This is a genomic window from Stenotrophomonas sp. SBJS02, assembly GCF_020428325.2.
Classification (GTDB): domain Bacteria; phylum Pseudomonadota; class Gammaproteobacteria; order Xanthomonadales; family Xanthomonadaceae; genus Stenotrophomonas; species Stenotrophomonas africana.
Map to the genome: position 1 here is coordinate 1349403 of NZ_CP109812.1, position 26197 is coordinate 1375599.

32 protein-coding genes and 1 pseudogene are annotated in these 26197 nt (G+C 60.9%); 21 read left to right on the forward strand and 12 right to left on the reverse strand.

Annotated features, from left to right (window positions below; all coding sequences use genetic code 11):
- The first annotated feature begins 171 nt into the window (after positions 1 to 171).
- Together FQS62_RS06360 and FQS62_RS06365 are read left to right on the forward strand one after the other, a co-directional pair.
- Entirely contained in the window at positions 172 to 1242 is a 1071-nt protein-coding gene (locus tag FQS62_RS06360; protein ID WP_076739357.1) for a Shedu anti-phage system protein SduA domain-containing protein, read from the forward strand.
- Positions 1243 to 1328: 86 nt separating this feature from the next.
- Positions 1329 to 2087, forward strand: coding sequence for an abortive infection family protein (locus tag FQS62_RS06365; protein WP_099539936.1), 759 nt, complete (start codon positions 1329 to 1331; stop codon positions 2085 to 2087).
- 506 nt (positions 2088 to 2593) lie between these two features.
- On the opposite strand, the gene FQS62_RS06370 is transcribed toward FQS62_RS06365, so the two are convergent.
- Entirely contained in the window at positions 2594 to 3166 is a 573-nt protein-coding gene (locus FQS62_RS06370) for a hypothetical protein (protein WP_006375657.1), read from the reverse strand.
- 25 nt (positions 3167 to 3191) lie between these two features.
- The gene (locus tag FQS62_RS06375; protein ID WP_032971158.1) at positions 3192 to 3473 is read right to left on the reverse strand and encodes an ankyrin repeat domain-containing protein; all 282 of its coding nucleotides are present in this window, start codon (positions 3471 to 3473) and stop codon (positions 3192 to 3194) included.
- A gap of 183 nt (positions 3474 to 3656) precedes the next feature.
- Here FQS62_RS06375 and FQS62_RS06380 point away from each other — a divergent pair, with 183 nt between their 5' ends.
- On the forward strand, positions 3657 to 4355 hold the full coding sequence (locus FQS62_RS06380) for an ankyrin repeat domain-containing protein (protein ID WP_158229329.1): 699 nt from the start codon (positions 3657 to 3659) through the stop codon (positions 4353 to 4355).
- A gap of 10 nt (positions 4356 to 4365) precedes the next feature.
- Positions 4366 to 4965: a relaxase domain-containing protein gene (locus FQS62_RS06385; protein ID WP_076739359.1), complete on the forward strand. Its 600-nt coding sequence runs from the start codon at positions 4366 to 4368 to the stop codon at positions 4963 to 4965.
- Between the two features lie 290 nt (positions 4966 to 5255).
- On the opposite strand, the gene FQS62_RS06390 is transcribed toward FQS62_RS06385, so the two are convergent.
- Positions 5256 to 5630, reverse strand: coding sequence for an HNH endonuclease (locus FQS62_RS06390; protein WP_076739360.1), 375 nt, complete (start codon positions 5628 to 5630; stop codon positions 5256 to 5258).
- Between the two features lie 222 nt (positions 5631 to 5852).
- Here FQS62_RS06390 and FQS62_RS06395 point away from each other — a divergent pair, with 222 nt between their 5' ends.
- The 6 genes from FQS62_RS06395 to FQS62_RS06420 all read left to right on the forward strand — a co-directional run bounded on the left by FQS62_RS06395 (position 5853) and on the right by FQS62_RS06420 (position 9841).
- Positions 5853 to 6371: an H-NS family nucleoid-associated regulatory protein gene (locus FQS62_RS06395; RefSeq protein ID WP_032971149.1), complete on the forward strand. Its 519-nt coding sequence runs from the start codon at positions 5853 to 5855 to the stop codon at positions 6369 to 6371.
- Positions 6372 to 6373: 2 nt separating this feature from the next.
- A complete protein-coding gene (locus FQS62_RS06400) occupies positions 6374 to 6751 on the forward strand; it encodes a hypothetical protein (RefSeq protein WP_006375651.1) in 378 nt (125 codons plus the stop codon).
- A 1184-nt stretch (positions 6752 to 7935) separates the two neighbouring features.
- Positions 7936 to 8370: a BLUF domain-containing protein gene (locus tag FQS62_RS06405; RefSeq protein ID WP_006375649.1), complete on the forward strand. Its 435-nt coding sequence runs from the start codon at positions 7936 to 7938 to the stop codon at positions 8368 to 8370.
- A 93-nt stretch (positions 8371 to 8463) separates the two neighbouring features.
- A complete protein-coding gene (locus tag FQS62_RS06410) occupies positions 8464 to 8739 on the forward strand; it encodes a hypothetical protein (RefSeq protein WP_032971143.1) in 276 nt (91 codons plus the stop codon).
- 61 nt (positions 8740 to 8800) lie between these two features.
- Positions 8801 to 9274: a BLUF domain-containing protein gene (locus tag FQS62_RS06415; RefSeq protein WP_006375647.1), complete on the forward strand. Its 474-nt coding sequence runs from the start codon at positions 8801 to 8803 to the stop codon at positions 9272 to 9274.
- Positions 9275 to 9457: 183 nt separating this feature from the next.
- Positions 9458 to 9841 (forward strand): response regulator, encoded by a 384-nt coding sequence (locus FQS62_RS06420; protein ID WP_032971140.1) that lies wholly within the window; start codon positions 9458 to 9460, stop codon positions 9839 to 9841.
- Between the two features lie 96 nt (positions 9842 to 9937).
- Here FQS62_RS06420 and FQS62_RS06425 read toward each other — a convergent pair whose 3' ends face one another.
- Positions 9938 to 10147, reverse strand: a complete 210-nt coding sequence (locus tag FQS62_RS06425; RefSeq protein WP_139338727.1) for a hypothetical protein — start codon at positions 10145 to 10147, stop codon at positions 9938 to 9940.
- A gap of 147 nt (positions 10148 to 10294) precedes the next feature.
- Between FQS62_RS06425 and FQS62_RS22250 the strand changes: the two are divergent.
- Positions 10295 to 12524: pseudogene (locus FQS62_RS22250) on the forward strand (methyl-accepting chemotaxis protein).
- A gap of 212 nt (positions 12525 to 12736) precedes the next feature.
- Here FQS62_RS22250 and FQS62_RS06440 read toward each other — a convergent pair.
- From FQS62_RS06440 to FQS62_RS06455, 4 genes are all read right to left on the reverse strand, one after another.
- A complete protein-coding gene (locus FQS62_RS06440; RefSeq protein WP_125892001.1) occupies positions 12737 to 13015 on the reverse strand; it encodes a hypothetical protein in 279 nt (92 codons plus the stop codon).
- A gap of 39 nt (positions 13016 to 13054) precedes the next feature.
- Positions 13055 to 13288, reverse strand: a complete 234-nt coding sequence (locus FQS62_RS06445) for a hypothetical protein (protein ID WP_032971135.1) — start codon at positions 13286 to 13288, stop codon at positions 13055 to 13057.
- A gap of 117 nt (positions 13289 to 13405) precedes the next feature.
- Positions 13406 to 13882 carry a chemotaxis protein CheW gene (locus FQS62_RS06450; protein ID WP_046272126.1) on the reverse strand — a complete coding sequence of 159 codons (477 nt, stop codon included), beginning with the start codon at positions 13880 to 13882 and terminating at the stop codon, positions 13406 to 13408.
- A gap of 569 nt (positions 13883 to 14451) precedes the next feature.
- Positions 14452 to 14976 carry an EAL domain-containing protein gene (locus FQS62_RS06455; RefSeq protein ID WP_032971133.1) on the reverse strand — a complete coding sequence of 175 codons (525 nt, stop codon included), beginning with the start codon at positions 14974 to 14976 and terminating at the stop codon, positions 14452 to 14454.
- Positions 14977 to 15020: 44 nt separating this feature from the next.
- Between FQS62_RS06455 and FQS62_RS06460 the strand changes: the two genes are divergently transcribed.
- Both FQS62_RS06460 and FQS62_RS06465 read left to right on the forward strand, forming a co-directional pair.
- On the forward strand, positions 15021 to 16031 hold the full coding sequence (locus tag FQS62_RS06460) for a sensor histidine kinase (protein WP_006375636.1): 1011 nt from the start codon (positions 15021 to 15023) through the stop codon (positions 16029 to 16031).
- Positions 16032 to 16046: 15 nt separating this feature from the next.
- Positions 16047 to 16475 carry a response regulator gene (locus FQS62_RS06465; RefSeq protein WP_065427813.1) on the forward strand — a complete coding sequence of 143 codons (429 nt, stop codon included), beginning with the start codon at positions 16047 to 16049 and terminating at the stop codon, positions 16473 to 16475.
- Here the strand turns inward: FQS62_RS06465 and FQS62_RS06470 are convergent.
- Positions 16439 to 16960 carry a response regulator gene (locus FQS62_RS06470; RefSeq protein WP_050559897.1) on the reverse strand — a complete coding sequence of 174 codons (522 nt, stop codon included), beginning with the start codon at positions 16958 to 16960 and terminating at the stop codon, positions 16439 to 16441. The genes FQS62_RS06465 and FQS62_RS06470 overlap by 37 nt on opposite strands.
- 1049 nt (positions 16961 to 18009) lie before the next feature.
- Here FQS62_RS06470 and FQS62_RS06475 point away from each other — a divergent pair.
- The 3 genes from FQS62_RS06475 to FQS62_RS06485 all read left to right on the forward strand — a co-directional run bounded on the left by FQS62_RS06475 (position 18010) and on the right by FQS62_RS06485 (position 19677).
- Positions 18010 to 18243 carry a hypothetical protein gene (locus FQS62_RS06475; protein WP_106468504.1) on the forward strand — a complete coding sequence of 78 codons (234 nt, stop codon included), beginning with the start codon at positions 18010 to 18012 and terminating at the stop codon, positions 18241 to 18243.
- A 48-nt stretch (positions 18244 to 18291) separates the two neighbouring features.
- Positions 18292 to 18906: a hypothetical protein gene (locus FQS62_RS06480; protein ID WP_032971128.1), complete on the forward strand. Its 615-nt coding sequence runs from the start codon at positions 18292 to 18294 to the stop codon at positions 18904 to 18906.
- 564 nt (positions 18907 to 19470) lie between these two features.
- Positions 19471 to 19677 (forward strand): hypothetical protein, encoded by a 207-nt coding sequence (locus FQS62_RS06485; protein WP_153643642.1) that lies wholly within the window; start codon positions 19471 to 19473, stop codon positions 19675 to 19677.
- Between the two features lie 478 nt (positions 19678 to 20155).
- On the opposite strand, the gene FQS62_RS06490 is transcribed toward FQS62_RS06485, so the two are convergent.
- Entirely contained in the window at positions 20156 to 21019 is an 864-nt protein-coding gene (locus tag FQS62_RS06490) for an EAL domain-containing protein (RefSeq protein ID WP_208043156.1), read from the reverse strand.
- 824 nt (positions 21020 to 21843) lie between these two features.
- Between FQS62_RS06490 and FQS62_RS06495 the strand changes: the two genes are divergently transcribed.
- From FQS62_RS06495 to FQS62_RS06505, 3 genes are all read left to right on the forward strand, one after another.
- Positions 21844 to 22011, forward strand: coding sequence for a hypothetical protein (locus tag FQS62_RS06495; RefSeq protein WP_153643641.1), 168 nt, complete (start codon positions 21844 to 21846; stop codon positions 22009 to 22011).
- A gap of 222 nt (positions 22012 to 22233) precedes the next feature.
- Entirely contained in the window at positions 22234 to 22602 is a 369-nt protein-coding gene (locus FQS62_RS06500; RefSeq protein WP_046272124.1) for a hypothetical protein, read from the forward strand.
- A complete protein-coding gene (locus FQS62_RS06505; protein ID WP_046272123.1) occupies positions 22592 to 22771 on the forward strand; it encodes a hypothetical protein in 180 nt (59 codons plus the stop codon). Before FQS62_RS06500 ends, FQS62_RS06505 begins: the two co-directional genes overlap by 11 nt.
- A 361-nt stretch (positions 22772 to 23132) precedes the next feature.
- On the opposite strand, the gene FQS62_RS06510 is transcribed toward FQS62_RS06505, so the two are convergent.
- A complete protein-coding gene (locus tag FQS62_RS06510) occupies positions 23133 to 23477 on the reverse strand; it encodes a hypothetical protein (RefSeq protein ID WP_088475660.1) in 345 nt (114 codons plus the stop codon).
- 144 nt (positions 23478 to 23621) lie between these two features.
- On the opposite strand from FQS62_RS06510, the gene FQS62_RS06515 reads away from it, so the two are divergent.
- Together FQS62_RS06515 and FQS62_RS06520 are read left to right on the forward strand one after the other, a co-directional pair.
- On the forward strand, positions 23622 to 25100 hold the full coding sequence (locus FQS62_RS06515) for a competence protein CoiA family protein (RefSeq protein WP_208043158.1): 1479 nt from the start codon (positions 23622 to 23624) through the stop codon (positions 25098 to 25100).
- Positions 25097 to 25885, forward strand: a complete 789-nt coding sequence (locus FQS62_RS06520) for a DUF6988 family protein (RefSeq protein ID WP_088475658.1) — start codon at positions 25097 to 25099, stop codon at positions 25883 to 25885. Before FQS62_RS06515 ends, FQS62_RS06520 begins: the two co-directional genes overlap by 4 nt.
- Here the strand turns inward: FQS62_RS06520 and FQS62_RS06525 are convergent.
- Positions 25882 to 26178, reverse strand: coding sequence for a hypothetical protein (locus FQS62_RS06525; RefSeq protein WP_141098928.1), 297 nt, complete (start codon positions 26176 to 26178; stop codon positions 25882 to 25884). The genes FQS62_RS06520 and FQS62_RS06525 overlap by 4 nt on opposite strands.
- Positions 26179 to 26197: the final 19 nt, after the last annotated feature.

Here is a 26197-nt window from a genome sequence, read left to right on the forward strand (position 1 = left end):
TGAACGATACTTGGGACAGATACAGGGCGGATAAGTGGATCGTGGACGATCTCCGGGCGACCAAGGGCAAGGGCTGCGGAATCCACCGGATGGCTGTGTTAAAGCAAGAGGCGGGAAATAGCGGCACCGAGCAATGGAAGGCGGCGATCGGGACATAGACGGGGAACAGACATGGAAAAGCCAAGGGAAGTCCAGAAAGTCGTCAGAAAGACGGCCAGCAGTGGCAAGGTGGACTACGCACCACCCGTGGTTCTCAACGAGACCAGCAAAAGCAAGCTGCAAGCGTTAGCTTGGTTCATCCCCCATAGCGATGGTCGAACCACTTTCTCGCTGAAGCTAGAAGGCTTGGTGAAGTCGAAAGGCCAGCCCTTTATCGAGGACAAGACCAAGACCCTGACGTTGTCGGAAACTTCGTCCCTCCAGCTACTTAAATACCTACAGACACATCTGCCCCTTGCCGCTCAGTCGGAAACGGGGGAGTTCATCTTGATTCGGGTGGCCAACGGCGAGGCCAACCTGACGGGCCATGATCCTCAAGAACTGGTGGGTGCCCTGACAAAGGTTCTATCGCAGTCAGAGTTGCTGGGTCATTTGTCCAGCACTGAACTCACGCATGAGCTAAGCACGGCGCTGCGTGGGTCAATCCGCTTGAGCGAGATGCGATCAGCGGTGGCCGAACTGCGCTCCAACCTCACCCGGGGAGAGGCGGTTGAACAGACTTACCAGGCCTGGTGCGAAAAGCACTGCTGGGCCTTTGGCAGCGCCTACGTGGTCCGGGATGAGGTTAGGGGCATTACCACCGGTGACAATCTCGATCTGATGTTGCCCAATGTCATTGCCGGCTATCGGGACATCGTCGAGCTCAAGCGACCGGACAAGGATGTGCTGCTCTACGATGCAGCCCACAAGAACCACTACTTCTCAGCGGACGTATCCCGTGCCATCGGGCAATGTCATCGCTACCTGGACCTCCTTCATGAGGCAGCCAGGCACGGTTTGCTGGACCACAAAGAAGTAGTCGCCTACCACCCGCGGGCCACCATCGTCATCGGGCGGTCCAATGAGTGGTCCGATGAGCAACAGCGTGCGCTCCACGGCCTCAATCAGCGCATGCACGGGATATCCGTGATGACCTACGATCACCTGCTGGCTCAAGGAGAGCGCCTGATTGAGATGATGAGCCCTAGCGATGGGGATGAAGATGCTGAGACATCAGCTGACGATGACGACATTCCTTGGTAAGTAGTCCCACCCCTCACACCAATAGTCTGGCCGCTATGTCTACGTTAGCTCCCCGGGAAAAACGAAAACTTGAAGATCTGTTCGGAATGAGCAGTGGTTACGTTCTCGACTTTTCGAACAGCACATTTGCTCGGTTCTTTGAAGAAGTGGTTTATCTGGACATCTACGGAGGGAAGTACAGCGAATATGGCTCGTCGAAAGCCAACCATCTGCGCAGCTTTTGGACCAAGGAAGACGATTTCCTGGTAGGTCGGGTAATTCTGGGGTTGCTAGAGCATTGCGGGGACACCGGTCACCCCGCCTTAGAGCGGCAGGCTCTGTTCAAGGAGTGCGAAGCTATAGGGACACGTCTGGCGCAAGCGAAGGCAGTGGCGGATATAGAGGCCATCGAAGGCGACTCGGAGGACTTCCAGAAGGTGGCTAAGGCCGCAAGGGAGTGCTTTGAGCGAAACGAGCCCGAACAAGGCCTGGACCGGTTACATACGTTTCTGGTCAAGTTTCTTCGGAAGCTATGCGAGGAGCACGGCATACCTAGGGACCGTTCGGTGCCGTTGGGCGGTCTGATGGGTGGATACGTGAAGCGCGTCAAGGAGGAAGGTCTCCTCAAATCCAAGATGGCGGAGCACATCCTAAATGGCGCGACTTCGATATTCGGCCAATACGACTACGTTCGGAACAATCACACGATGGCTCACGACAATCCAGTGCTCGCCTACGACGAGGCGCTGCTGATCGCTAGCAACGTTGCCAGCACTGTGCGATTCATCAAGGCGTGTGAGGAACGATGGCAGCTGGCGCGGCGGCAAGAAACGGTTCTCCCCGAGGATACTGACATCCCGTTTTAATTGCCTTCAGGCTTGCCATTGTGCCCGCACCACATGATTCCACCGGGTGGCATAGGCGGGAGACGAATTTTTCTGGTTCATGGCCCAGTTGGGGTAGTGCAACACCCCCGCGCATCCGGCGTGCAGCCGAGGCCATGCCTATGGGCCCCGCGCAGACTTCCCATTTGCCCGGTCCATGACCCCCATGAGCGCCTGAGCGCGCAAGTCGATGCCAGCGAGCAGGTTCCCTTGATGAAAGTCGACGTGAGTGAGGGAGTAACTCATTATCGAGGCCGAGGGCGAGAGTGGTGGTACTGCCAACGGTCGAGGTTATTCCCTGATGCCTGAACTTCTACATCCAGTCTCTCTACGACAAGCCGCCGGAGGCCAACGATGGGAAGCCGCTAAGCCTGCAGGTGTGTGGTCAAGGTGTGCTGGTGGAGCGCGTCTATCGTGCGACAAAGGAGGTGTTCCACTCCTGCAGTCGGTTCCCACGTTGCCCGCCGACCAAGGAAGACTGAAGTGGGTCAGGGCGCTTGAACGGGTCGGAGCAACTGGCGGTCGAGAAGATCCAACAGAGCATCCGCAACATCTGCGGCGGCCACCGCCCAATCGTTGTCTTCTCCGAAATACGTCTCCTCCAGCGGGTCTTCCTTGCCGCCATGGAAAAGGTTGTTTCTAACGCGTCGCATCGCAACGACCAAGGCTTCGGCGTCGTTATGGGGCAGGTTGACGGGCTGGTAGGTCGCCCGTGGTCGGCCCGTCTGGTCAAACTCAATGCGCTCCCTTTTCGGCCGATTGCGTGGTGGAGCAAGCAGCTTTCTCTGAGTGGGAAGGGGAACGAGTGCGACGAATGCTTGCCCCAAGCGCGCCACCGCTCGATCCACCTTGTTCCAGTCCACGTCTACCACGGGAACGGGGGCAGGTGCTGGCAAGGCGCTGAGACGCACATCGATCTCGAATGAGCCGATCTTGAACACCTTCCAGATGGGCGGTTTTGGGGTCTTGGTCTGAAAGAATTCGCTAGTCTGCTTAAGCTGGAACTCAAGCATTCCGAAGGCTTTCAATAGCCGATAGGCTTTGTCGGGTGATACGGGCATGGACTCATCTTAGTCCAGCTTCCTGCTACCACGCAGCCTCCCGCGGCCGCGCTTGCACGTGACGATACGCGACCAAGGTCTTGGCGCCCATGTTCCGGGCCTGGGCCAACTTCGTGCTCACCAACCGATCAGCTCCGCTGTCCAGCAACGCCCGAACCGTTGGTGCGTCAGCGGTCAGCAGGGCGACGTGGAACGGCGAGTAGCCACGGGCGTCGTGCGCGTTGGGTTGGGCCCCGCGCCCGATCGCCAGGTCCACCTGGGCGGGGTTGCGCTGTCGAATTGCAGCGAGTAAGTCGGTGTTGGCCATGCGTCCTCCTGACCCACTGATTTTCCGCTGTAGCGGAAACGCGCAAGGGGAGGGTGACAGTTTGGCAAACTGTCGTGCAACCCCAGCATTTTTTCGCTTTAGTCAGTAAAGCCCTCTGGACAGAATGTCCCTTTCTGCTTGCATGGATCTGAAGGGATACAAATGTATTCCATGGGGGCTGACATGAATTTCGTGGCAAGTATCAAAAAGGGTGTGCGGGGATGGTTAAAGAATTTGCGTGACCCACCAAATCTATTTCAAGAGCCGATCTGGAAGGTTCGCGTGGAGTTCCTTGTATTGACGCTGCTGTCTCCAATCCTGATCCCCCGCTATGTCATTGAGAAACGCATGGGTAAATGGAGGAGACATCGCCGGATGCCACCCATCTTTCAGCTATTCGAGCGCGAAGGAGGGTTCCAGCTGAGGGAGCTTGAGCAGTTGATTGCAGATGGCGCTGATGTGAACGCTCGGGAGCGAAAAGATGGAAAAACGCCACTTATTTTTGCTGTTATGCAGGACAGTCCATGGGAAGAAAATGGGCGAAGGTGGCTCGAGGTTTGTCGCGTGCTGCTCGAAGCTGGCGCAGATCCGGACGCGGATTACGACTGTGGCGAGATAAGGCGGTCACCAATCTATTTCGCCTATCTGGCGGGCAACGTGGAGCTGCTCGACCTGTTGTTGCAGGCAGGGGCCAATCCGCGTTCGAAGGCTTGGTTGCAGTTTGTCAATGCAGAGCCACGTCCCGATGCGTGGCTCGAACAGCAACGTCCGCAAATACGCGATCGCCTATGGAGATGGGAAACGGAACAAGAGGCCCTGCGTTTGGATGCGACTCTCCCTGGCGCAACGAAAGCCGTTCCGAATAGTAGGGCACGGTTATGAGGGTGATCCCATGAACCTGCAACTCACCTGCCTCTGCCGGGAGGACGTGTTCGCCGATGGGTTCGCCTTCGCAGAACTGCTGGAGGCGCCCTTGGCCGCGTTGCGCTGGGGTGGTGCGTGGTTGACCCAGTTGAAGCCCGGTGGGCCAGTGACCGAGGAGGCCATGCGGCGCTTCGCTATGGGCCAGGATTTCGATGGGCAGCCGCGGTTGTGGGAAGGCGAGGGCCACCACGCCCGGGCGGCGGGCTACCGCGTTTCGTTGCGCCTGCCAAAAGGGTTCGCCGCGCTGCTGGATACCGACGGCGAGGAGAGGGCACGGCTACAGGCTGCCCACCGCCATGCGGTTGACCAGGCGCTGTCGTCCCTGCCGTTCCAGCGTGATCACCGGGTGCTCTTCGTTGCATCCGATCGGTTGGAGGATGACTGGACGCACCACTGGTTGTTCGCCATCGCATGCGCACCGAACGGAAAGTGGGAACGGCTTGCGCTGAGCTTGCGGTTGGCGGCCAGCGAGGACGCTTATACCCACGCCATGGGGCCTTCATGGAAGCGTTGCTGGAGACCAAACGATTGGAGCGCTTCTTCCGCCCAGCCCCCGTGGGCCGACTGAGGCAGAGGCTGTGACGCTGACGTCCAAGCCTCCCTTGACGGCCGTGCTGCCGAAAGTGTCCCTTTCTTCAACCTTGCGCCAGGCATTGGCCGCACGCGCTAGAGCAGCCGGGGTGAGCGAGAGCGAAGCCGTGCGCCAATGGCTCACCGCCTACCTTGCGCGCCCCCCGCTGCTGCGCTCTCCCGTTGCCGGCCGCAGGGACGACCGCTTGCCGCCTATCCGGGCTTCCCGAGACCTGGCCGACCGCGCCCGCCACGAGGCGCAGCGGCAGCATGTGAGCGTGGCGGAACTCATCCGTCGGGTGGTTGCGTTCCACACGTTCTGAGGCGCAACTTGGCCACGCTCGGCGGGTGCCACTTCCCCTTCGCCAGGCGATTCTGCACGAAGGCGCGGTAAGCCTCGGGGGAGGGCGGCGATTTGCGTTTGTGCCGGCGTGTGTTGCAGAGCCAGCAGGCGGCAGCAATGTTGCCGGCCACGTCCTTTCCGCCCTCTTGCTGGGCCACCAGGTGCTCGGCGGTGCAGCGAAGCGGCGTGGCCGTTTTGGCGCGCAGGCCGAACGGCTTTAGTTCATCGGGAGAGGCGTTCCACATCGGCACGCTGCAATAGCAGCACCGGCCCTTCTGGGCGAGGAAAGCCTCGGTTCTCAACCGTTGGAGGTTGGGCATGCTTAGATCTCAAAAGACAGGAAAAACCATCCCGTCGTCGCTTGTGCGATCGAATCGGGACCTGTTGCCTTGAGCTAAGCAGGCAATACGCCGGGGGCATTTCCCCTCGCGGCAAGGGAGTTATCGCGCCCCAGGCTGGTGGGTGTCAAGATGGGGCCCATTCGGGTGGCCATGCCCGGAGCGATGGGCTATAACCGTTGGATTCCCGACCGGAGTGCTCCTTTGGCCCTGACTACCCTGAAATCCCTTAACGCCGAAATCAAACAGCTCGAAGCCCAGAAGAAGCTGGTGGAGAAGCGCGACGGCGAGGTGCCCAAAGCCCTGGCGGTCCTGCAGAAGTATGCGAAGGTCCTCAGTCCGGCCCAGCGGCGGCAGGTGGCCAAGCTCATCGGGGAAACGATCGACGCCAAGCCGGCGCGTGCCGCCAAGGCTGCCCCGGGACCCCGAAAGGGCCGCAAGCTTGGCAAGGTGGCGCCGAAGTATCGCCTCCCAACCGGTGAGACGTGGGCCGGTCGGGGTTTGGCCCCCAAGGTCTTCACCGCGTGGGCCAAGTCCACCGAGGGCAAGGCGTGGGCTCAGGCCAACCCCGGAGCGAAGTTCCCGTCGGCTGATGGGACGGTGAAGAAAGCTCCCGCCAGGGTGGCCAAGAAGACGGGCAAGCCGGTGAAGAAGGCCGCCCAGAAGGCCGTCAAGAAACTTGCGAAGAATGCCGTCGCCAAGAAGGCCAGCAAGAAGGCCTGATCATGCGCGGCCTGTTCCCCAAGAAGAAGAGCCGGCTCTCGCCCCAAGGCAAAGCCATTGCGGCCGCCCACGTGCTGCTGGACAGTGCCGAGGGCCGATTGGACGAGAAGGCCGCCGGCAGGCGCTTGCGCGAGGAAGTGGGCCTTCAATGGTCCTACCTGACCTGCATCCAATGCCTGTCAGGGCAAGAAGCCTTGGCGGCCATTGAATCGCTGCCCAAAGGGTGGCAGGACAACGGGCGCACCCAGGTGCACCTGTTGGGGGCTGCCGTCATGGCGGCGCACACGGGAGCCAACCTGCGTTCGGACGGCAGCTCGCTATGCGCCAGCTACTTGCGATCGCCACACGACTTTCACGCCACTGTCACGCGGTTGTGGTGATCTCACCCCAAGCGAACAGGAGATTGCTGAGCGCCAATGGCCCGGGCGCCTTGACTTGCTGCCAACCCGCGGGCCTGTAGGATCCCATCATGGAGCTACTTTTGCCTCTTGCTATGGTTATCTTGGCCTGCGCAACTGGTCTGGCGCTGCTCCAACTTGTAATCGCGCTCTTCAAGGCGCTGTCCTGCCGGGAATGGTTGCGCCGCAGGAGAGCGAAATGATACGTTCGTTTCGCCACGCCTGCCAGAGGACTCGCGCTTGGCACAGCCCCACAGCGACATCGATTTGGGCCGGAGTCCGCTATTCGTTGACGGGCGACACCGGCTATTTCAGGTCGCACGTGGATGGCGTTTGTCTCGCGTGCACCGGGGGGGGATGAATCGGCGGAGCAATGAGCGCTTCGGCTGAGCCTGGCGGGCCGCCAAAGGATTTAAGCCCTACACAGCCCGCTCGGTTTGTTTCGCTTACAGATCGGCCGTTTGTGGTGCGGTGAGCCCATCTACCCGGACGGCCGAAATGAAGGGCGGCGCGCAGGCGTTGCCCTCACCTCTGCCGCTGTCGGATACTGATCCTGTCCATCGTTCGTAGCTCGCAATTCGCGCCGCCCACGGAGCCACAAGAGGGGCGAATCGATCAATCAGGCCAACAACGAGCAGCCCGATGATACGTAGCAAGCTTGCTCACAGACGCGTTCTCGCCGAGGGCGGACCGATTCTGGTGTGGTTGACCTCGTTTAAAGATCATTACGTATTTACCGCCAGTGGCATCGGATTGTCTGGAAAATACGGTGTGGCGCTACGGCAGGACACGAAAGCAAGTCGGAGAGCCCTCGAAGCGCGCTTTGCGGGGTCGAAGTTTCACGAAGTGTTCGTGAGCGATGTGCCAGCTTCGGTGATCAGTGTCAACCGGTCTCTGACGTCGGCTGGGCCGCGAGACGGGATATTCTTCCTCTGCAACACAGAGGTCGTCCAAGCCGCGGTTCTCGCGCACCTCGGGGCCGTGATCCCTAGCGAGGTCATCGCTCTTGCAGCCAACTTGAGTCGGGGACGGGGCTAGCCATGGTGCACTCTTAAAGGTTCAGGAATAGCGCAACTGAAAACTGAAATTCAAGCTGGCCTGCGTTTTGTACACAGCTGATCCACGTTGGCCGGCTTGCACTGGTGCCGAGTGAAAGGTAGCCCGTAATGTCTAAGTGTGCGGTGGTGTTCGTAAGCGCGGCTGTGGAAGAGATCGGTGAGGAGCGCTTGCCCGAAGTCATGCGTGCAGGCCGAGAGTTCAATGCCAAGTGCGGCTCGCGTGCAGTTGTATGCTTCGACGGCAGCAGGTTTTTAACATATTTGGAAGGCACAGCGAGTGCGGTGGCTGCGAGCTCCGTTTACACCCAGTCCTTCACCCTGCATACCGAAATCGTTGAGCTGGCGCGGGGATCCATCCAGCAGTTGCGGTTCCCTGCGCATGCATTGCTCTTCCTGCGGATTTCAGAAGCCGAGCTCAAAGCACTGATGAGGTCGAACTGGGTGAATTTCTCCCAACGCTTCGGAGGGAAATTCATCCCAGAAACGGGGATGGAGCGGCTTGCCGCATTGGTCGGCAATCGTCTCGATGACGTTCCGCAGTGATGGGTAACGGATTTCCTCTGTAGGCCGCCCGATTCACGTTGCACAGTGGAAGCAGGGGAGTCATGAATTTGAGGCATTCGACAGGGGCATGCCATGCGGTTGGAATTTACTCACAGCCACATCTACCCAGGGGCCACCGCGTCCCTGACAGGCGAGCAGGCTGAACTGGGCGAGAGAGCCACCTGCTTGGTCGAGCTCAGTGACGGCGTGGTCCTCTCGACCAGCTGTCTGATTCAAGGGGGGGAGATCATGCTATTCATGCCGGACTACCTGACCGCCCGTGGGGCAAAGATTCCGGCGAAGGACTGGGTGCTGCGGAAGGATCTGGAAACAGGCGCCTGGAAGGCAAAATCAAAGGTTGCCGTGTAGCACTTGTTGCTCTTCCCGACCCGTCAGGTTGTTGGGTCTGAAGCAATCTTAGGAGCGTGTCATGCCAAACCGTGCGGTGGTTTTTGTGAGTGAGGCCAGCCCCTACCTTAGCCTTGGGCGGCTGGTTGAGTTGATAGCCGACGCGGAGCGGTTCAACAGACAGGCCGGCGTGACCGGGGTGACCTTGTACGACGGGGCCCGGTTCCTGTCCTACCTGGAGGGTCCACCGGATGGCCTTCGCGTTGCCTACGCCAGGGCATCCGAAGCGCGCAGCCACCTGAACTTCATCGAGTTGGCACGCGGGCGTGTCTCGCAACGTCGGCTGCCGCGGTGGCCTATGCGGCTGTTTTTGGCCAAGGAGGGCCAGCTGCAGAGCATCGCGATGGCAGACTGGGCCAGCTTCTCTCAGCGGGGCGATGCGGACGCAATGAATGCAACGGCGATGGATCTCCTTGTGCGCTTCACGGGAGGGCCGTCTGCCTCAGTCTACGTGGGGCCCCTCTCGAAACCACTCAGCGAAGGGGAGGCGAAATGAACATCGTGGCGACTGGTCTGTCACCCGGCGGAAGGATGCTGGGAGCTCCTCTCGCGCTCCCGATGAAGCGTTGGCAAAGCTGAGCAGATTCCGTCTGCCGAAAGCAGAAGTCGTCCCAACTAGCTTGAACCAGCTGCTGACCGTGTGGAAAATTTGACCCGACCTTGTGGAACGGCAATCCACATGAACGTTCTCTTCGTGGACATTGAAACCTCCATCTGTGAGGTGGTTGGAGTCGAACTAAGAGAGCTCGGCTATGACGTCGAATGCTTGGAATTCAGCTCAGGAGCCTTGCGCGCAGCGCAAGCGGGGCACGTCGACGTCGTCATTCTGGATGTGCCCGCCAGCCCTGACGCCCGGCGCAGTGCATACAAGTTGGCAGACGAACTTCGGCGCGATGGCATCGCTGTCTTCTTTACCTCCACGCTTCATCCGAACGATGTGATCAGCCGGCACCGGGATCGGGGTGTTTTGTCCAAGCCCTACGGCGTCAAACAGATCGCTTCCTGGATCGAGGCGCTTGGCAAAGATTGCAGAGGCGAACCGGCAGGCGCGCACGTGCGCTAGCTGACTGGCAACATGCATCCGCCCTTTGGAGTGCATTGGACCGCAAGCCTTCCTCTTTACAGTGGATACGCTGGAAGCGAACGTCGCTGCTGCCCATCAATGCGCGCTACTTGCATCATCAGAAGCACTGTCGTTCAGCACCGTCACTTTCAAGACGGCGACCAGATCGTTGTCCTGCAGACAGCGTTCAAGAACTGGCTCCTGAATACGTCGTTCGCCATTGGATTTCCCGACTCCAGCAATCGGCCGCTTTCTGATCGAGCGGAGCAGGCCAAGCGCGCTGTTGGCCACGGCGAGCGAGATCAAAGGCCACAGTTACCAGGAGGCCTTCGTCAGGTCTCCTTTCGCCGCGCTTATCTCCATTCATAGCGCGTTGAGTGCTTCAAGCCACGGCGACGCCGTGTTCTTCCTGTGCGCCGAAGAAGCCACGTCGGAAGCATCTCCAAAAAACTGATGCTGGCATTCGCCATAACGACCAGCATGACCTTGGCGTTGGGCATCTTCACTATTGTCCGCGCGTCACATTCGAAGCAGGAGTTGTCCAGGATTGAGTCCGTCTGGGCGCCTGGCAGCTATGCCATCGGAGAGATGCGTGCGCAGTTCGGCGATCTCCGCATCTACGAAACCTCCCAGGTCAGCGAAGCCACTTCCGCTGAGGCCGTCAAGCAATACGAACAGCGGATCGTGGCGGGCAAGGCCAAGATCAACGAGCTGGTGAAGCAATACCTGCGGTCCTTCGCCGATGGCGAAGATGCCGCGTTGTTCAAGCCGGTCAGCGCTGCGTTGAGCGATTACTTTGTCATCCACGATCAGCTTCACGCTGCGCTCCTCGCTGGCGATGCCGAGGCCGCGCAGACGATCTCGGTGACAGAATCCAGGGCAAAGCGCGTGGCGCTGTTCGACGCCATGGAGAAAGTCAGCGAATACAACCTTCGCGGCATGAAGGCTGAACTCGCAACCAACGCAGCAAGCCTCAACAACCTGATGTCGATCACAGGCTTGGTCTTGGCGGTGCTGTACTTGGTCGCAAGCGTGCTGGGGTGGGCGATCAGCCGTTCGGTCACCCGGCCCATTGGTGAGGCGTTGCCCGCTATCCGCAGCGTGGCCAATGGCGACCTCAACGTGCGAACCGACTACCAGAGCCGCGATGAGGCGCGCCAGATGCTGCTCTCCCTCCGTCAAATGGTTGCCACCTTGGAGCGTTTTTCGAACGACACCAAGGTCATGGTCAAGCTTCACGAGGCCGAAGACATCTCGCACCGGATTCCGGAGGACCTGCCCGGTGTCTACGGCGAGCTGGCCAAGGGCATGAACACAATGGTGTTCGAGCACCTTGAGGCCATCCTGGATGCCATCCAAGTGCTCAACGAGTATGCGGCCGGTGACCTGCGGCGTGACGCGCGACGCCTGCCCGGCTCCCGGGCGTGCTCCACGAATCGATGGACGCTGCCAAAGCAAGTCTGCTGGCGATCAACACGGAGATCAAGCGGTTGGCAGTGTCGGCTGCCGACGGCGACTTCTCCGCCCGCGGTAACACGTCTGCGTTCCAGCACGACTTTGAATTGATGGTTTCGGACCTCAACCGTCTGATGGAGACAGCTGACCACAGCCTCAGCGCCGTCTCCACCTTGCTTCAGGCCATTGCCTCTGGCGACTTGACCCACCGCATGGAAGGCGACTTCCGCGGCGTCTTTGCGACGATGAGCGAAGACGCTAACGCGACCGTGGCTCAGCTGACCGATATCGTCTCCCGCATCCAGCAGGCATCCACGGCAATCAATACCGCGTCGACGGAAATTGCCGCGGGCAATGGCGACTTGTCGCGACGCACCGAACAACAAGCGGCCAACTTGGAAGAGACGGCGGCGTCCATGGAGGAGCTTACCTCCACCGTGCGCCAAAACGCCGAGCATGCACGCCAGGCCAGCGAGTTGGCCAGAGTGGGGCCTCGCGCGTGGCCGGGCAGGGCGGTGGAGTGGTCGGGAAAGTAGTGGAGACGATGGGGGGTATCGAAGCCTCGTCGCGCCGCATCGGGGACATCATCTCCGTGATCGATGGCATTGCTTTCCAGACCAACATCCTCGCACTCAATGCGGCCGTGGAGGCGGCTCGAGCCGGGGACCAGGGTCGAGGGTTCGCCGTGGTGGCCTCCGAGGTGCGCACGTTGGCACAGTGCTCTGCCTCTGCAGCCAAGGAGATCAAGGGGCTAATCGAGGACTCTGTGGCCAAGGTCGCTCAAGGATCGGCGCTGGTTGACCAGGCTGGCCAGACGATGTCTGAGATTGTCAGCTCGGTTGAGCGCGTGTCCAACGTCATTGGTGAGATATCTGCCGCCTCTCAGGAGCAGGCGTCGGGCATCGAGCAAGTGAACCAGGCTGTTTCTCAGATGGACGAAACGACCCAGCAGAACGCCGCGTTGGTGGAAGAAGCGACCGCCGCTGCCCGATCCATGGAAGACCAGTCGGTACAGCTGGCAACCGCCGTCGCGGTCTTCAAGGTGAATGAACGCGCGCAGGGAAAGACGCCAGCCACGGCCAGTGCAAGCTTGACCAAGCCAGGTGCTGTGGACGGCTCCCGCCTTTCTCAAACCGCCTACGCGGGCAAGCCAACCCCGCCGAAGGCATTGCCAGCTCGTCCCGCACGGCAGGTATCTGCGGACGCAGCGCACTGGCAGGAGTTCTAACCGCCCTTCCAAGGCCAGTGCGAACGCATGGTCGCTCGCAGGGCATGGTTGACCGAAGTTGCCGCTGAAGTCACCGTGGGTGAGGCCGCCTGGATGGCGGCCTCAGACCCGCAAGCGCGCCGAAAGCTCGGCGCCTTGCGCCGTGAGGCGGCGAGGCGGCAATGGCATTGGCCGAGGTTACGGCCGCCCGATGGCCGCTCCGCTTTGGCAGTTCAGCGGCTCGGAGACGGGGGAATGCCAGCCAATGGTTCCCTCAGGATGCCCAGCCATGGCTCGACGATCTCCTCGAACGCGAAGACATGGTCCCGGTGCTGGTCCATCCCTTGGAGGTAGTGCCGAATGCTGCGCTCAAACTCGTCTGCGACGTTGGCGTTGCCGGCGTTCGTGCGAAGCAGGAGCACTGTGGCCGCTTCCAGCGCCGCAACACGTATATGCATGCGATTCATTGCTTCTTGAAGACGCAAAAATGCGTCCCTGACCTCGTCGTTCACCAAGCCCTCCGCGAGCAGGCACATCAACACAGAAGAGGATCAGTGGCTGCTGCTTGAGCCCGGGATCGTCAGGCGAGCACGGTTGGCGGCGATCAAAAGGGCATTGCCAGTTCGCTCCGCTTGCGTCGGAGTCATCGTCGAGCCGCACATGGTCGAGTCACCGGCCGCGTTGCGAACTTGGTAAAGCCCGAGTGCAACCACTGCTGTTTCGGCGTCAATGCCGACTTCAAACCTGTCCAGTGGGAACCACGTTGCTCCGTCGAATTTCTCCATCGAGCGCCTCATGCACGGAATCGCGGTGTCAGCCAGAGATTACCGCAAAGCGTGGAACTTGGAACGCGCGCGAATCGGTTGCAACTGAAAGCGGCAGCACCGTGCAGCATTGGGCAATCAACCTGAATCGATCTCCAGCCGTTGCTGAATGGATAGGGCACGACCAGGGTCAATGACGGCGACGCGTTTGCCGTTTCCCAGCTGCACGCCCTGCGGGCAGAGCTCAGCGAATCGGTCGCTGTGAGCGGCAGGCTCGGCACGCCAGGCAGACAGGCTCTCGATGACCAAGACTTCGTCCACTGCAAGGGCGAACAGCTGAACCGCGGATTGAACCAACAGCATTGCTGGACAACCCGTCCCGACTGCATCGCCTCCGGTGATCAAGCCCAGATCAACCACAGGGACGTCTTGCCCTCTGATCGAGACTACAAACTGGCGGTCCCGGGTTCGGGTCAGCGTCTCTGGTCCGCGTATTTCCACGGCCGACTCGACATCCACACCGAACAAATCGCAGCCCACACGCACAATCACCAGCTCCAGCAATGGCTCTGATGAGGCCTGCAGAAATGGATCATAAGGCAGGGGAACGGTCATGGTTTCTGTGGGCAAAGACCAAAGGGCGATCGCATCATGCCCTTAATGTGTCCACCGTGGCAATTCATGCCCTAAGAAATCCGAGGCGTTCAGATTGGCAGGCCAAGGGCCTCACTCTGACAAGACCTGCCCGTCGTCCGAAGACGATGGGTTAGCGGTGGCTGTAGCGTTCGTGCCGGCCATTCGCTTCATGAACTCTTCCAACCTCATCCGGCTCACCGCTTGGTGGTTCTGGCAGTGTGGGCACACCATCACACCGGCGCCTTCCAAGTCCGTCAGGCCCTCGCCCGGTGCTAGCAGCGAGGTGAGACCACAGCTGCTACAAGTGGCCTCAACAGCATGCAGACGCGCCAGAGCGCCGTCGGAGGTCAGTTCTCCATTGACAAAGCGAAGCAAAATAAAAGCCGGTATTAGCCACGGGTAGGGTCCTGAAATAGGCCAGAGGCAGTCAGCGGCCTCAGCGATCTCGCAGACTTCCTGAAAGCGATACGCACGCTGCAGGATCCTTCCGCGTGCTTCCATCCGGGACGGTTCGTCGGCTGGAAGACCGAGTATCAAACTCCCTCGGGTCAGGGCGCAAGGAGCTCGGCCAACTCAATGGCGCTGATGGGTCTGGAAAGCGCGAAACCTTGAATTTCGTCACACCCAAGGCCTTGGAGCTTGGCGACCTGACCGTTCGTCTCGGCTCCTTCAGCGACGGTCGAGTAGCCCAGATCATGGGCCAGACCGACGATCGCTTGGACCTTGAGCAATGCGCGTTGGTCTTCGGAAATATCGTCTATCAGCGACTTGTCGAGCTTGAGCGTGTGAATGGGCAACTCGGTCAGGTACCCGAAATTGCTGTAGCCGCTGCCGAAGTCATCCACCCCGAGCCGAATGCCTGACGAGGCCATCCGCTTGAGTTGCTCGCCCGGCAGCGAGTTGACCCGCAGCCATTCTCCCTCGGTGATCTCGACCTCCACGTCCTGGCAATCCAACCCCTGCGCGTGGATTTTGGCCACGAGTTCATCGGCCATTCCTTGCCGCGCGACATTCCGAGCGGAGAGGTTGATGGAAAGGCTCAACGCAAGGCCAGCACGCTTCCATTGCGCCAATTGTGCCAATCCTAGGCGCAAGCGAGCGGCCCCTGGGGGCATTTGTGGCCGCGGCCACCCAGTCGCGTTACTCAATCTCCCCCGATTGGCAGCAGGAGCAGATTTATCGCCAAGGGGACATGGCCGAGCTCAAGGCCACTGGGGGCAACTGGCGTCAACAGCTGATCCACCCCGAGGACAGGCCCGCGGTGGAATTGGCCATTGCTCATGCCGCGGAGTTGGCGTCGCCGTTGGAGGTAGAACACCGCGCCTTGTTGCCAGACGGCTCCGTCCGCTGGATACAGTTGCGGGCAGTCCCGTTGATGGACAGCGAAGGCAACGTGAGCGAGTGGTTCGGTGCAGCCTCCGGCATCACCGATCGCCGCGTGGCTCAAGAGCGTTTGCAGCAGTTGACCGCAACGCTTGAAGAGCGGGTGCAGGCCGGCACTGACGAACTGATGGCGATGGAGGAACGGCTGAGACAGGGCCAGAAGATGGAGTCCCCCGGCCAACTGGCCAGCGGCATTGCCCACGACTTCAACAACATGCTCACCGGGGTCTCCATGGGCTTGGAGCTGTTGGAGATGCGCGTTGGCCAAGGCCGTTTGGAGGACCTGGGTCGCTACGTGGAGATGGCTCGAACGGGGGCCGACCGAGCTGCAGCGTTAACCCAACGACTGTTGGCGTTCTTTCGCCGGCAGACGTTGGCACCGTCGGCCATCCACGTGTCGGCCATGGTGAACAGGACGCTCCACATCCTGGCCCGCTCCATCGGGCCCTCCATTGAGATCGAGACGCGGTCGGATCAAGTGGAGGACGTCGTGCGGGTGGATGCTCCGCAGCTGGAAAACGCCCTTCTCAACCTTTGCATCAACGAGCGCGATGCGACGCCGGATGGAGGGCGCATCTCGATTGAGGCCGAGCTCTCACACGTCGATGGCGGACTGGCGGAGCGTTTGGTGCTGACGCCTGGACCCTATGTTCGCTTGTCGGTCCGAGACACGGGAACCGGCATGGACGCGAGCGTTGTTGAAAAGGTGTTCGAGCCCTTCTTCACGACCAAGCCGATCGGGTAGGGCACGGGGTGGGGCTTGCCGATCTACGTATTCACGCGCCAATCCGGCGGTCAGGTGGCGGTTGACTCCATCCCTGGGGTGGGAACCACGATGCACCTTTATTTGCCGCAAAGCACGGCTGATACCGATGACCGAATCCAGGAAACGCCCGCGCTTCCCCCAGCCACGTCGCCTGGTCGCTCGGTCCTTCTGGTAGAAGACGAGACCGCCATGCGCACGCTGGTGAAAGAGGTGCTGAGCAGTTTGGGCCACCGCGTGAAGGCGGCTGCAAACGGCAGCGACGCCCTCACTGTGCATGCCAGCGAAAAGCACTTTGATTTGCTGATTACGGACGTGGGCCTGACGGGCTCGCTCAATGGGCGGCAGGTGGCGGACGCGGGCCGGCAGCGCCGTCCGACACGCCGGTGTTATTCATCACCGGCTATGCAGCAAGCGTCGCGGTAGGAGCCGGCCAGCTTGAGTCTGGCATGGAGATACTCACCAAGCCGTTCGCCGCGGGGGAGTTGGAAAGAAGAGTGACCGAGTTGTTGCTGGAAGCCGTCAAAGCGTCGAACGAACCGTTCCCAGCAACTCCAGCAGCGTGAAAGCTCCTTGAGCAGCATAACGTCGTTTTCGAGGAAGTGTGGGTCTGCGCCGGGAACGCCCCCGTGACCGGTGACCAGCAGGACCGTCACGGAAGGGTGGCGTGCCATGGCGTGCTTGGCGAGATCGTGCCCGTTCATCCCCGGCAGGCCCACGTCGGAGATGAGGAGATCGAAGGCGGGTTGCTGCGCCAAGCGCTCCACAGCCGCTTCAGCGTCTCCGACCGCAGTGATGTCATAGCCGCTGTCTTTGAGAACGTCCTGCATCGATTCGCGGATGGCGACGTCGTGCTCTACAAGAAGGATGCGAGGGTACGAGAGGCAGTCATAGCAAACCTGGTTGATCAAAAATTCGAGGAATCATGCAGGACTGGGAGTAAAGCGCTGGTGCATCCCTGTGATGACGGCAATCACGGGAAGGCGAGGGCGCCGTCGCGCCTTGACGCGGTTTTGCCGCGAGGGCTGGATACTCAATCCCCACCCCTCCCGCCTGGACACTCCCACTATGGCCCGATCCGCCCCCGATTTGCCGGCAGCGTCGCCCCACGCCCTTCGCGTCGAAATCATGCCGCTGGAGTGCGGTGATACCGCGGTGATCGTCGAATTTGAATCCGAACCGCCCGCGTCGTGGCGAGCTCTTCTGACGAAGAAGTTGGCAGACGTGGAGGGGCTTGAGCTGGTATCCGCCCAGTTTGAGGGGCGGGTTCTCTACGTGCTGGGTGCGGAGGGGGGTAGGGGAGGAAGCGTCCACAGGGTGAGTCAATTGTTGCGGTCTCTTCCCGGACGTCCTGGGGGCTCAAACCTGCTGGATGAGCCTGTGAGCCGGGGCGTCCCGGGGCCGGAGCAGGCTCTAGCGACGCACGCCTGAGCGCGTTGTTCAAAAGACGAGTTAAACGCCCGGCCGGAAGATAGGCCGAGCTCGGTTCGATCGCGCTAGCATCGCAGATTGATCACGCAAGGCAGCTATGTACGTTGAGGTATACCACCGGGTGGGATTTTGGGCCGGGATCACCGGGGCGGAAGGTTGGCGCTGGCGGCTGGTGGCGCCACGCGGGCATGTTTTGATGGCTCCCCGGGAGACGTTCGCCAGTCGGCAGGCGTGCTTGGCGGCCTTGGCTCTGCTGCAGATCGGGCCCATTTCAGCGGTGGAGTCGGCCGGAGATGCCCCGAACGCGGTGGGCGCGGCCCCCTCACTATGTCCCGCCCTTTCAACGCCATGACGGCCACCCCAGGTTGGGCAGGTCACGGTCACATCGCCGGCATCCAATGAGGACTGGGTCTGATCCATCGGGGGGCATTTCGCTTGAGTGTGACTCCCCGCGTCGCAGGAAGGCGATCAGTTGAGGCCAGCGGCGTTCGCGTGCACACTGCTTTTGAACAGTCAGGGTTCGAGGGCCATGGGTACTTCCAAGCCGGGCAAAGATTTAGAACGGGTCACCTTGTCGGTGGGAGAGCACGTTTACACCTCCGAGATCTGGCGGCTCAGTGAAAGCCGTTGGGTTCTTCTCGCTGTCGAGGTCCACGGCGTGGGAGGGCGCTCGGATTTGAGCATCAAAGCGTCGTCGTGCCTCCATGCGTTGGACGCGGGAGAGCGGATTGCGTCTGAGATTCTCAACAACCCCTATGGCTGAATTGGCGTTGGAAGGTTCAATCGACGGAATGGATCCCAAGGACGGCAGATGAGCATTTTGAACGTGTTGCTGAGTGCCGATCACTTGGCTGTGACCGTCGATACCCTTGCGCAAGATGCTCAAACCGGGGCGCACTCAGAGGGCGCCAAGTTGCTTCTGCTGCCTCAGCACAACGCCGTCTTGGCCACGCGTGGGTCGGCCCAGTTCTTCCTAAGAATCTACGAGCTCTGTCTCCAAGCCAGTTTTCGAGCAGACTTCACGATAGAGCGGCTGTCCGGCGAGCTTGGCGGCGTGATTGATCGCCTCTGGCCAAACTACGTGAGCGCGGCGGCAGCCGCTGGCATACCCATCAGCGCTATGCACACCGAGTTGGTTTTGGGCGGCTGGTCGGCGCACGCCCAGCGCATGGTTGCCACCGCTTATGCAAAGTCCGAAGATGGCCGTCCCGCCGTGGTCCAAGCGCTGGTGGGAGGCTTGGCGTCGCCAGGAGAGCCCTTGCGGAATCAGCCAGCAGGCATGGGACGGGCGGAGTTGATGGCAGCAGGACGCTTGCAAGCCGCTTACCTCAACGGCGACAGCGAGCGGCCATTAGCGGGCGGTCGTCTGTTGGCAGCAATTCTCTCAAAGGGCCAAGCAACCGTTCTCGATCTGGGAGGTCTCTAGGGGGCAGGGCAAAGCGTCGATTTGCTCGGCCACGGACCTCAGTCCATGACGCAAGCCAAGCAGAAAGTCCGCATTGGAGCGTTGGCTGGGGAGGCACATGGATGTCGACGATCATGGGCATCAGGTGGGCCCATGCAAGGCGCACCGCGGTGGGATTGGCAGAACTGGCCACCAAAGCCCTGACCGCATACTCCAAGGCATTGGTTTCGCCCTCAGCGTTGGGCAGGCGCCTCTCGCACTCGCTCAGGCGGAGCTCCAACTTGACCAACGCCTCCGTCTCAGCCTTGTGCATACCCCTCCTCCATTGGCTGGCCACCGAATCGCGGTCTGGCAGCAGGGTGGCCCCAAGCTCAAGCGTTGGAAACCGGTGAGCGTTCCGCTTGACTGCACCGTCAATCGGCCCTTTCGGGCCAGCACACAGCGGTCCACTCTTCAATCAAGACTCGCCATGCGCGGGTGGTTAGGTTGGGGGCAAAGCTTTTCCAACCTCGCGCGTGCCACCGCCTAGCGGTTGTCACAGAGCGGGCAAGTGAGCACGGCGGCGCCGTCCAAGTCCAGCAGGCCATGCCCTGGAACCAATCGCAGTTGGCGGCCGCATTCCAGACAAGCGCAACTGATCCGCGTGACCTGCAAGAGCGAGCCGTCGGCCCGCCGCACACCCTCAACCTGATCGATGAAGAAACGTCCAATGTTGGGCATGAAGATGAACAAAAAGCTGAACAGAGCGGAATGCATATGATGCACCGCGACAACCCCACCGGAACCAGATGAGACAATTGGATTCTGAAGAATTCATCTACGGGGTCGTCCGCGCAGTCCGCACGCCAGATACCGCTGTCCGATCCCTCTATTGCCGTCGCAGGAGCATGATAAAGAGGCGGGCTGCACGGCGACAGCCTTAGGCACAGGGAAGTAACCGAGCGGCGCTGTTGGAAAGCGCTGAGCCAGTTCGTTAACCAGCAAAAGGCCAGACCGGCGGCCAGTCGGTTGCGGACCACTGCTGAGGGTGTGTGTCGCGCGTTGCCCTAAAGAGGCCGCCTGCTAGGGGGGCCGATCACGACGATGCCCTGAACTGCCGGGGCGTCACCTAGGGGAGGGGGAGTCACCCCGTTGGGTTCGGCGGCGCCAACTGGGGTCAGCGCCATAGCGGAGATTTTCACGATTGTCGCGTCCATCGGACGCACGGACATCTTGCTAGGGCGAACGTCAAGCGCCAGTGAACGCGCTCGGGTCGACCCGTGCGCGAGGGCTACCCAACTTGGATGGCGGCAAGCGCGTCTTTGGTTGAGAGAGGGCAGCCATAGTGCCACCCTTGGCCAATAGCCTCTGGAGCAATCCGGTAGAGCAGCAAATCTTGCGCCTCTGATTCGACGCCTTCTGCGATGACATCCAGCCCAAGCTCACGTGCGATGCGATACATCCCTGGCAAAACGGGCCGCAGGGGGGAGTCCTCGTTGATAGCGGCCACGAACATGCGATCGATCTTGATTCCTCGAAACGGCGATTGGGCGAGGCGGGAGAAGTTGGCGCTGCCGGTCCCGAAGTCGTCGATCAAGAACCGGTATCCCAGAACTGAGAGGGCCTGCATGTTGCTCTTTGCGGCAGCGGACACGAGTTCTTCCCGCTCGGTGATCTCGATGCGAATTTGCTCTGGCAACACGCCAAAATCGTTGGTGACGCTGCCGATGTAGCGAACGACGCACTCTTGGGCCATGTCCACGGGCTCGGCATTGATGCTTACGTAGAGGTTCCTATGCTCCCTCAGCGCGGGGGCGAGATCATTCATGGCACGGGCCAGCACGTATCGAAAAAGATCAGGACTCAGGCCGAATCGGTGGGCGATGGGCACGAAGATGGCCGGCGGGATTTCATCGTCTCCCGGCGGGCGCCAGCGGCTGAGCGCTTCAAATCCCACGAGCTCCCGCGTGCCAATTCGACGCAGTGGCTGGTAGGCCAGTTCGATCTCGCTGCGCTTCAGTGCAAGCACCAACCGTTGCTGGATGGTTTGCCGAGCCGTGATTTGGTGTTTGATCAGCAAGAACGCGAGCAAAAGCCCTACCGAGGCACCCGCTGACAGGATGGTGGTGAGCAACGCCGAGGGCAGTTCGGACACCACGTGCCTAGGGCTGGTAACGAACGCGCAAACGTCGGCCACCCGGCTGCAATGTTGAGCTTGGACGAGAGACGGGGTGCCGACGCGGCTGGTCGGGGACAAGGTGCGGAATGTAAACGATCGGTCCTTCGTTTCGATGCTGATGGAGCTGCTGCGCGCAGGGTCCAAGCTCTCGAAGGCAGACGGGGAGGACACGGTGAATGTGTCGCCTTGGGCGATCAGATTGGACCCGGTGTAGGGGGAGCCAACGAGATCCGATGCGTGCCAAAGCCGGACAGCGCCGCTGGAGAAGCGTGGGGCGGGGAGGGTGTAGGGGCGCGAGCGCCCCCAGGAGAGCGCTGCAGACAAGGCGTCCGTCTCGGATGCGACCGATGTCGTTCATGTAGCTGGAGCGGAACGCGATCTCTTTCAGTGAGTCAATGTCGGTGGCGGAGCAAGGCGGCTGTCCAATGCGAGAGGCTTGTTCGGCCGCGACGCGCCTTGCAAGGGATAAAGCCTCCGAGCGCGTCACCGCGGCTTCCGCCACTGCCTCCGCCCCTTCCTTGTCACGCACGTAGAGGATGGCTTGGGCGACCGCGAGCATCGCCAAGACGCACGCCGCCGTGGCTCCTATTACGGTCAAGACGTAGCGAAGCCGATTTTCTCGAACGCTCAAAGCAACCCCCGATCTGAAACGCGCCATCGCTTCGCTTGGCTTCTCGCCTCATTTACCTTGTTACAGGTTTATCGGCAAGCTTTCCATGAACTTCAGCCCCAGCTCCACTGGCTTGCAAGCCTTGATCGAACAACCATGCATCTGCGTCTGAACTGTACAGCAGCAGGCCGTGAGCCCGGCGATCGCCAGCATGGCCACCCAGGACCTGCTGGTGGCAGCGCAGCTCCAGGCTCGATACCTCAACGCCAGCATGGGGCGGACCGTCGCCGGCGGACGGTTGCTATTGGGCTTTTTGAAGCCTGGCCAGGCGGTGGTCAAAGACTTGGGCCCGATTTAGCCCTGCCAATTTGGTCACTCGGACCGTTCAACGCAATGCCCCAGTCGAGCGCCGGCTGACGGGCAAGTGCAGCCGCGCCTGCAGCGTGATTGGGCTTTTCTCCCAATTTTTAGCTTTAGTCAAAATAACCCCCTTGTGGGTTTCGCGTGCCGGTGTATCCCAAACGTATGGCGTTCGCGATGCGTGCGTCTGACACCGACCAACGAAACGAAAGGGGGGAAGATGTTCATTGGATTCAGACTGACGACGCGGCTTGTCGTCAACGCCGTGGTTGTCCTGGTGCTGGCGCGATTGCTGTTTATGGGCATGGACGGCTTGGACCGGTTTTCCGACACGTGGAACCGCACCTTTGGGGCGAGCATGCCCAACGCCAGCGGGTTGCGCGGCGCCGTCAACGGCGCACGCCAGGTTGTCCCGTCTGGGTTGGACGAGTATGCGCGCCAGGCCGAACGGGACGCGGCCCAAAGCACCTCGCTGATGGACGTGTTTGCCAGCGTGTTCGGACGCGTGAAAAACGAGGAGGTCATGTTGCCCTCCACCATCAATTCCGCTGGAGGGGAGGGCTCGATCTATGACCGCTATGACCATTGATTTTGAGTGGCTGTCCATCCTCTCCGGGTGGTCCTTGCTCAACGACAGCGCGGCCTTGCTGCGCACCCCGGGCCAGCGCTGGGCGGGCTTGGAGGGATTGCTCATCGGCTACGGCCTCATCGCTGGACAGTGGTTCGTCTTGGCCACCATGGCCGGGGCGCTGGCATGACCACTGTGGGCGCGGTGCTGGCAGCCGTCCTGGGCCTAGCCGGTATCCATTGGGTCAACGCCCGGCACGCCAGCGGGGCGCTTCGTGTGCGTTACCGCATGCGTGCCCAAATCCTGGCCGGTTTGGCGTTGGCGTGGGTGCTCACCTTGGCGAGGCTGTCCACGTGAGCCGGCCACCTTACGTGCAGATGGCCGTTCGCGTGCCACAGGAGATGAAAGACCGGCTGGAAGAAGTGGCTGCCCGGGAGGGGCTGCATGCCAGCGAGTTGGTGAGGTGGCTGTTGAACGATGGCCTGAAAAGGCGAGAAGCACCGGAACCAGAGGCAATTCAGAGGCCCCTGTAAGAGGGGCCTCTGTGTGGATCACTTGCCGCGCGTGTCGGCATACCGAGCCGCGGAGAAGTGCTCGCCCAAGTGGTCTACAAACGTTTGCAGCAGGTGGCCGTGGTAGTAGGCGTAGAAGATCTGCTGTTCTTCCTGGGTGCCTTTTGCCATTGATGCCACCGTAAAGGTCAGATTGGGTTCCGTAGCGTCCGCATTGATGGTTGCCTTTAACGCCAGCTTGCCTTTCCAGCGTTCGGAAGTGTGCCCAAAGTTCTCCCCCACCTGCTCCCACGTCTGAATGCTGTCCTGGCCTTGTTTGGCCTTGAGCTTCGCCTTGAACTTCTGGAGAAGGCCTGCTGGATCCTTGGTGTAGAACTTCAACATTTGGTTTTCCCCCTGTCAGACAGGACGTCCCTGTCCAAAATGGAATGGGGGTGGGTATTGGCGAAACCAAGGGATCAAGAAAGGTCAAGGCACCGGTGGCATACCGTCTCACCTGGCGAGACGGGGCCGGGATAAAGTGGCTTCATGGAGAAAACCGTCCTTTACGTGCCAGCTGCGAAGCGATCCCACGATTTGGTCTGGGATCGGGAGGGGGGCGAGTGCTTGACGTTGGAGGCGTTCATGGAAGGCCGGGATTACGGAGAGGTCGTCCGGGATGGGCGGCTGGCGGCCGAACTGGAGGTGCTCGACGGCGCACCTCGGTTCAAGTGCCCCTATTGCAAGGACGCCATGGGCGTGAGGTCCAAAGCCATCCGCGCCCGAACCGAGTTCCGCTTCTACTTCGATCTCCTCACGGCTCGCCACCGCGAAACCTGCACCGGGCGCAAGGGACATTCGCCCCAAGCCATCCGGGCGCGCCGGTTTGGGCTGTGTAAGGAGGGCGCGCTCCACAAGGCGTTCAAGGGGTGGGTGAGGGACAGCCTGGACGCTGATCCGTCTTTCCAGGAGACCAAGTTGGAAGAACGCTGGTGGGACATCGAGGGCGTGAAGTGGCGCCAGCCCGACGTGCAGACGCAGCGGGACGGCCAGCGGTGGGCCATCGAGATTCAACTCTCCACCACCTTCGTTCACGTCATCGCCGAGCGGATGCGGCATTACCGAAAGAACGGGGGGCGCATGCTGTGGCTGTTCAAGGACCTGGATCTGGATCAGTTTCGACTGTCCGAAGACGACCTGTTCTTCGCCAACAACCGCAACGCGTTTCGGGTTACCCCCGCCACCGTGGCCCGCTCCCAGCGTGAGGGCCGCTTTTGCTTGGAAGGCGTTTGGCTGGAGCCCCGCCTGGAGGGCGGCACGATCCGCGACGTGGAGGTGCGGCGGGAGGTTTGCTTCGACGATCTCACGTTCGACACGTGTAGCCGGGGCATCCCTCGGGCCTACGCCTTCGACTACGAAGGGCACAAAGCCCAAGCAGAAAAGGATCGAATGGCTTGGCAGGAGGAGCAGGTCTGGAGCCATCGGCGAGAGGCTTTCGAAACCTTCTACGTGGCCCTGCTGCGGGGAGAGATCACCGACTACAAGGAGCGCGATCGCCGTTGGGAAGACTTGCGCCGCTTGTTCTCCCCGGTGGGGATCACGCTGCCGGCCTATGCTAAGGAAGCCCCTGATTTGGACCGACTGCTGGTGATTGGCTATTCGATCAAGCACGGCCAAGGGCGGCCGATGGGCATTGGCTTTGAAACGCTGGCCGAGTTGGGCCACCACGCCCACAAAATCTGGCCCAAGAGCTTGTGGTTCTACCGTTGCATGCTCCGTGCACACCACCAATTGAAGACGGTCGTGTCCCAAGATCGCACCGGAAAGCTCCAGGCAAAGATGAAAGGCGTGCTGACCAGTTTGGCCCGGGGGGAGACCACCTTTGCGCCCCACCGGTCCTGGGATCCCCTCATGCTCCGACTGTTCCCCGAGGTGGGGCCTTTGTGGTTGGCCGATCCCAGGCAGGTGGCGACAGATGCCTTGAAGCCGCGCCAGCAGGCAAAGAAACGCCAAGAGGCGATGGCATGAAGGAAGACCCGTTGAGCCGCGGCATTCAATCGGCGCTGGACGCTCGTGCTGCCAAGCGCCAGCCCACGGCGTTGGACATCGCACAGGAGGCCAGAGAAGCCAAGGCCAGCCTGGAATCGAACATGTCCTGCATGGCCCGCATCACTGTTCCCGCCGGCAGCGAGCGCCACCGGGTGACCTTCCAGCTGTTGAGGGCCTCGATGGACTACGGGCGTGCGTTGCTGTTCCTCCTGGAAACCCATCCCATCGATCTTCCAGCGGTGGCCTTGGCAATGCACCGCTCCCAGATTGAGCAATTCCTGCGGGCGGTGTTTGTCCAGTTCCTTGCCGACGACGAACAGCTGGAGGACTTTCTCCAGGAAGATCGCGGCCCCCGAAAGAAGAACGAGAAAGGAAAGTGGGTGACTATTGCCCTCAAAGACCTGGCCGCGGACGTGGAGCAGGCCATTGCACGCATCGGGCAGGACGATGAGCCTCAGAAGCTGGCTCGGACGGTGACCAATTCGTGGGACCCTCTTTGCGGACTGGTCCATGGCGGGAAGGCCATTCGGGTGATGTATCAAGATCCCAATGGGAAGATCGGGGCGCACGTGCCGGCAGCCATTCTTTTTCAGACCACCGTCAACGCGGTGGCCACCACCAACTTGTGCGTCATTGCAGCACTGACAGCGGTTGGGGTTGGGGCCTTTGAGGAAAGCCCCGTTGTTGAGCAGTGCGCCAGCGGGATGTTGCACTACATGCAACGGAGGAAAGCTCGCATGGAAGAGCTGGCCTGGCCGCCTTAAAGGATCGGACGCGCATTGTCGCGCGGCTCTCTATCCCCACCAACGATCGCTGGCGGGGAGAGTTGCAATCGGAGGTCTGCGAATCCTCGGTTTAGGCGGCGTGCCTTCTGACCAAGGGATTCCCAGGTTGAGTCTGCTGCGTCGGACGGAGGCTTTTCGTTGAGGACAAGCTGGGCCGATGCCTTGAATCTCTCAAGGAGTGCTGCTTCATGCCCCGGTGGGTCCAGTGCAGCGCGGCTGCTGGCCTCCGCTGCGTTGAGCTCCAGCATGTTCAGTTCGATCAGCGTCGTCATGGCAACAGGGGACCGGGTG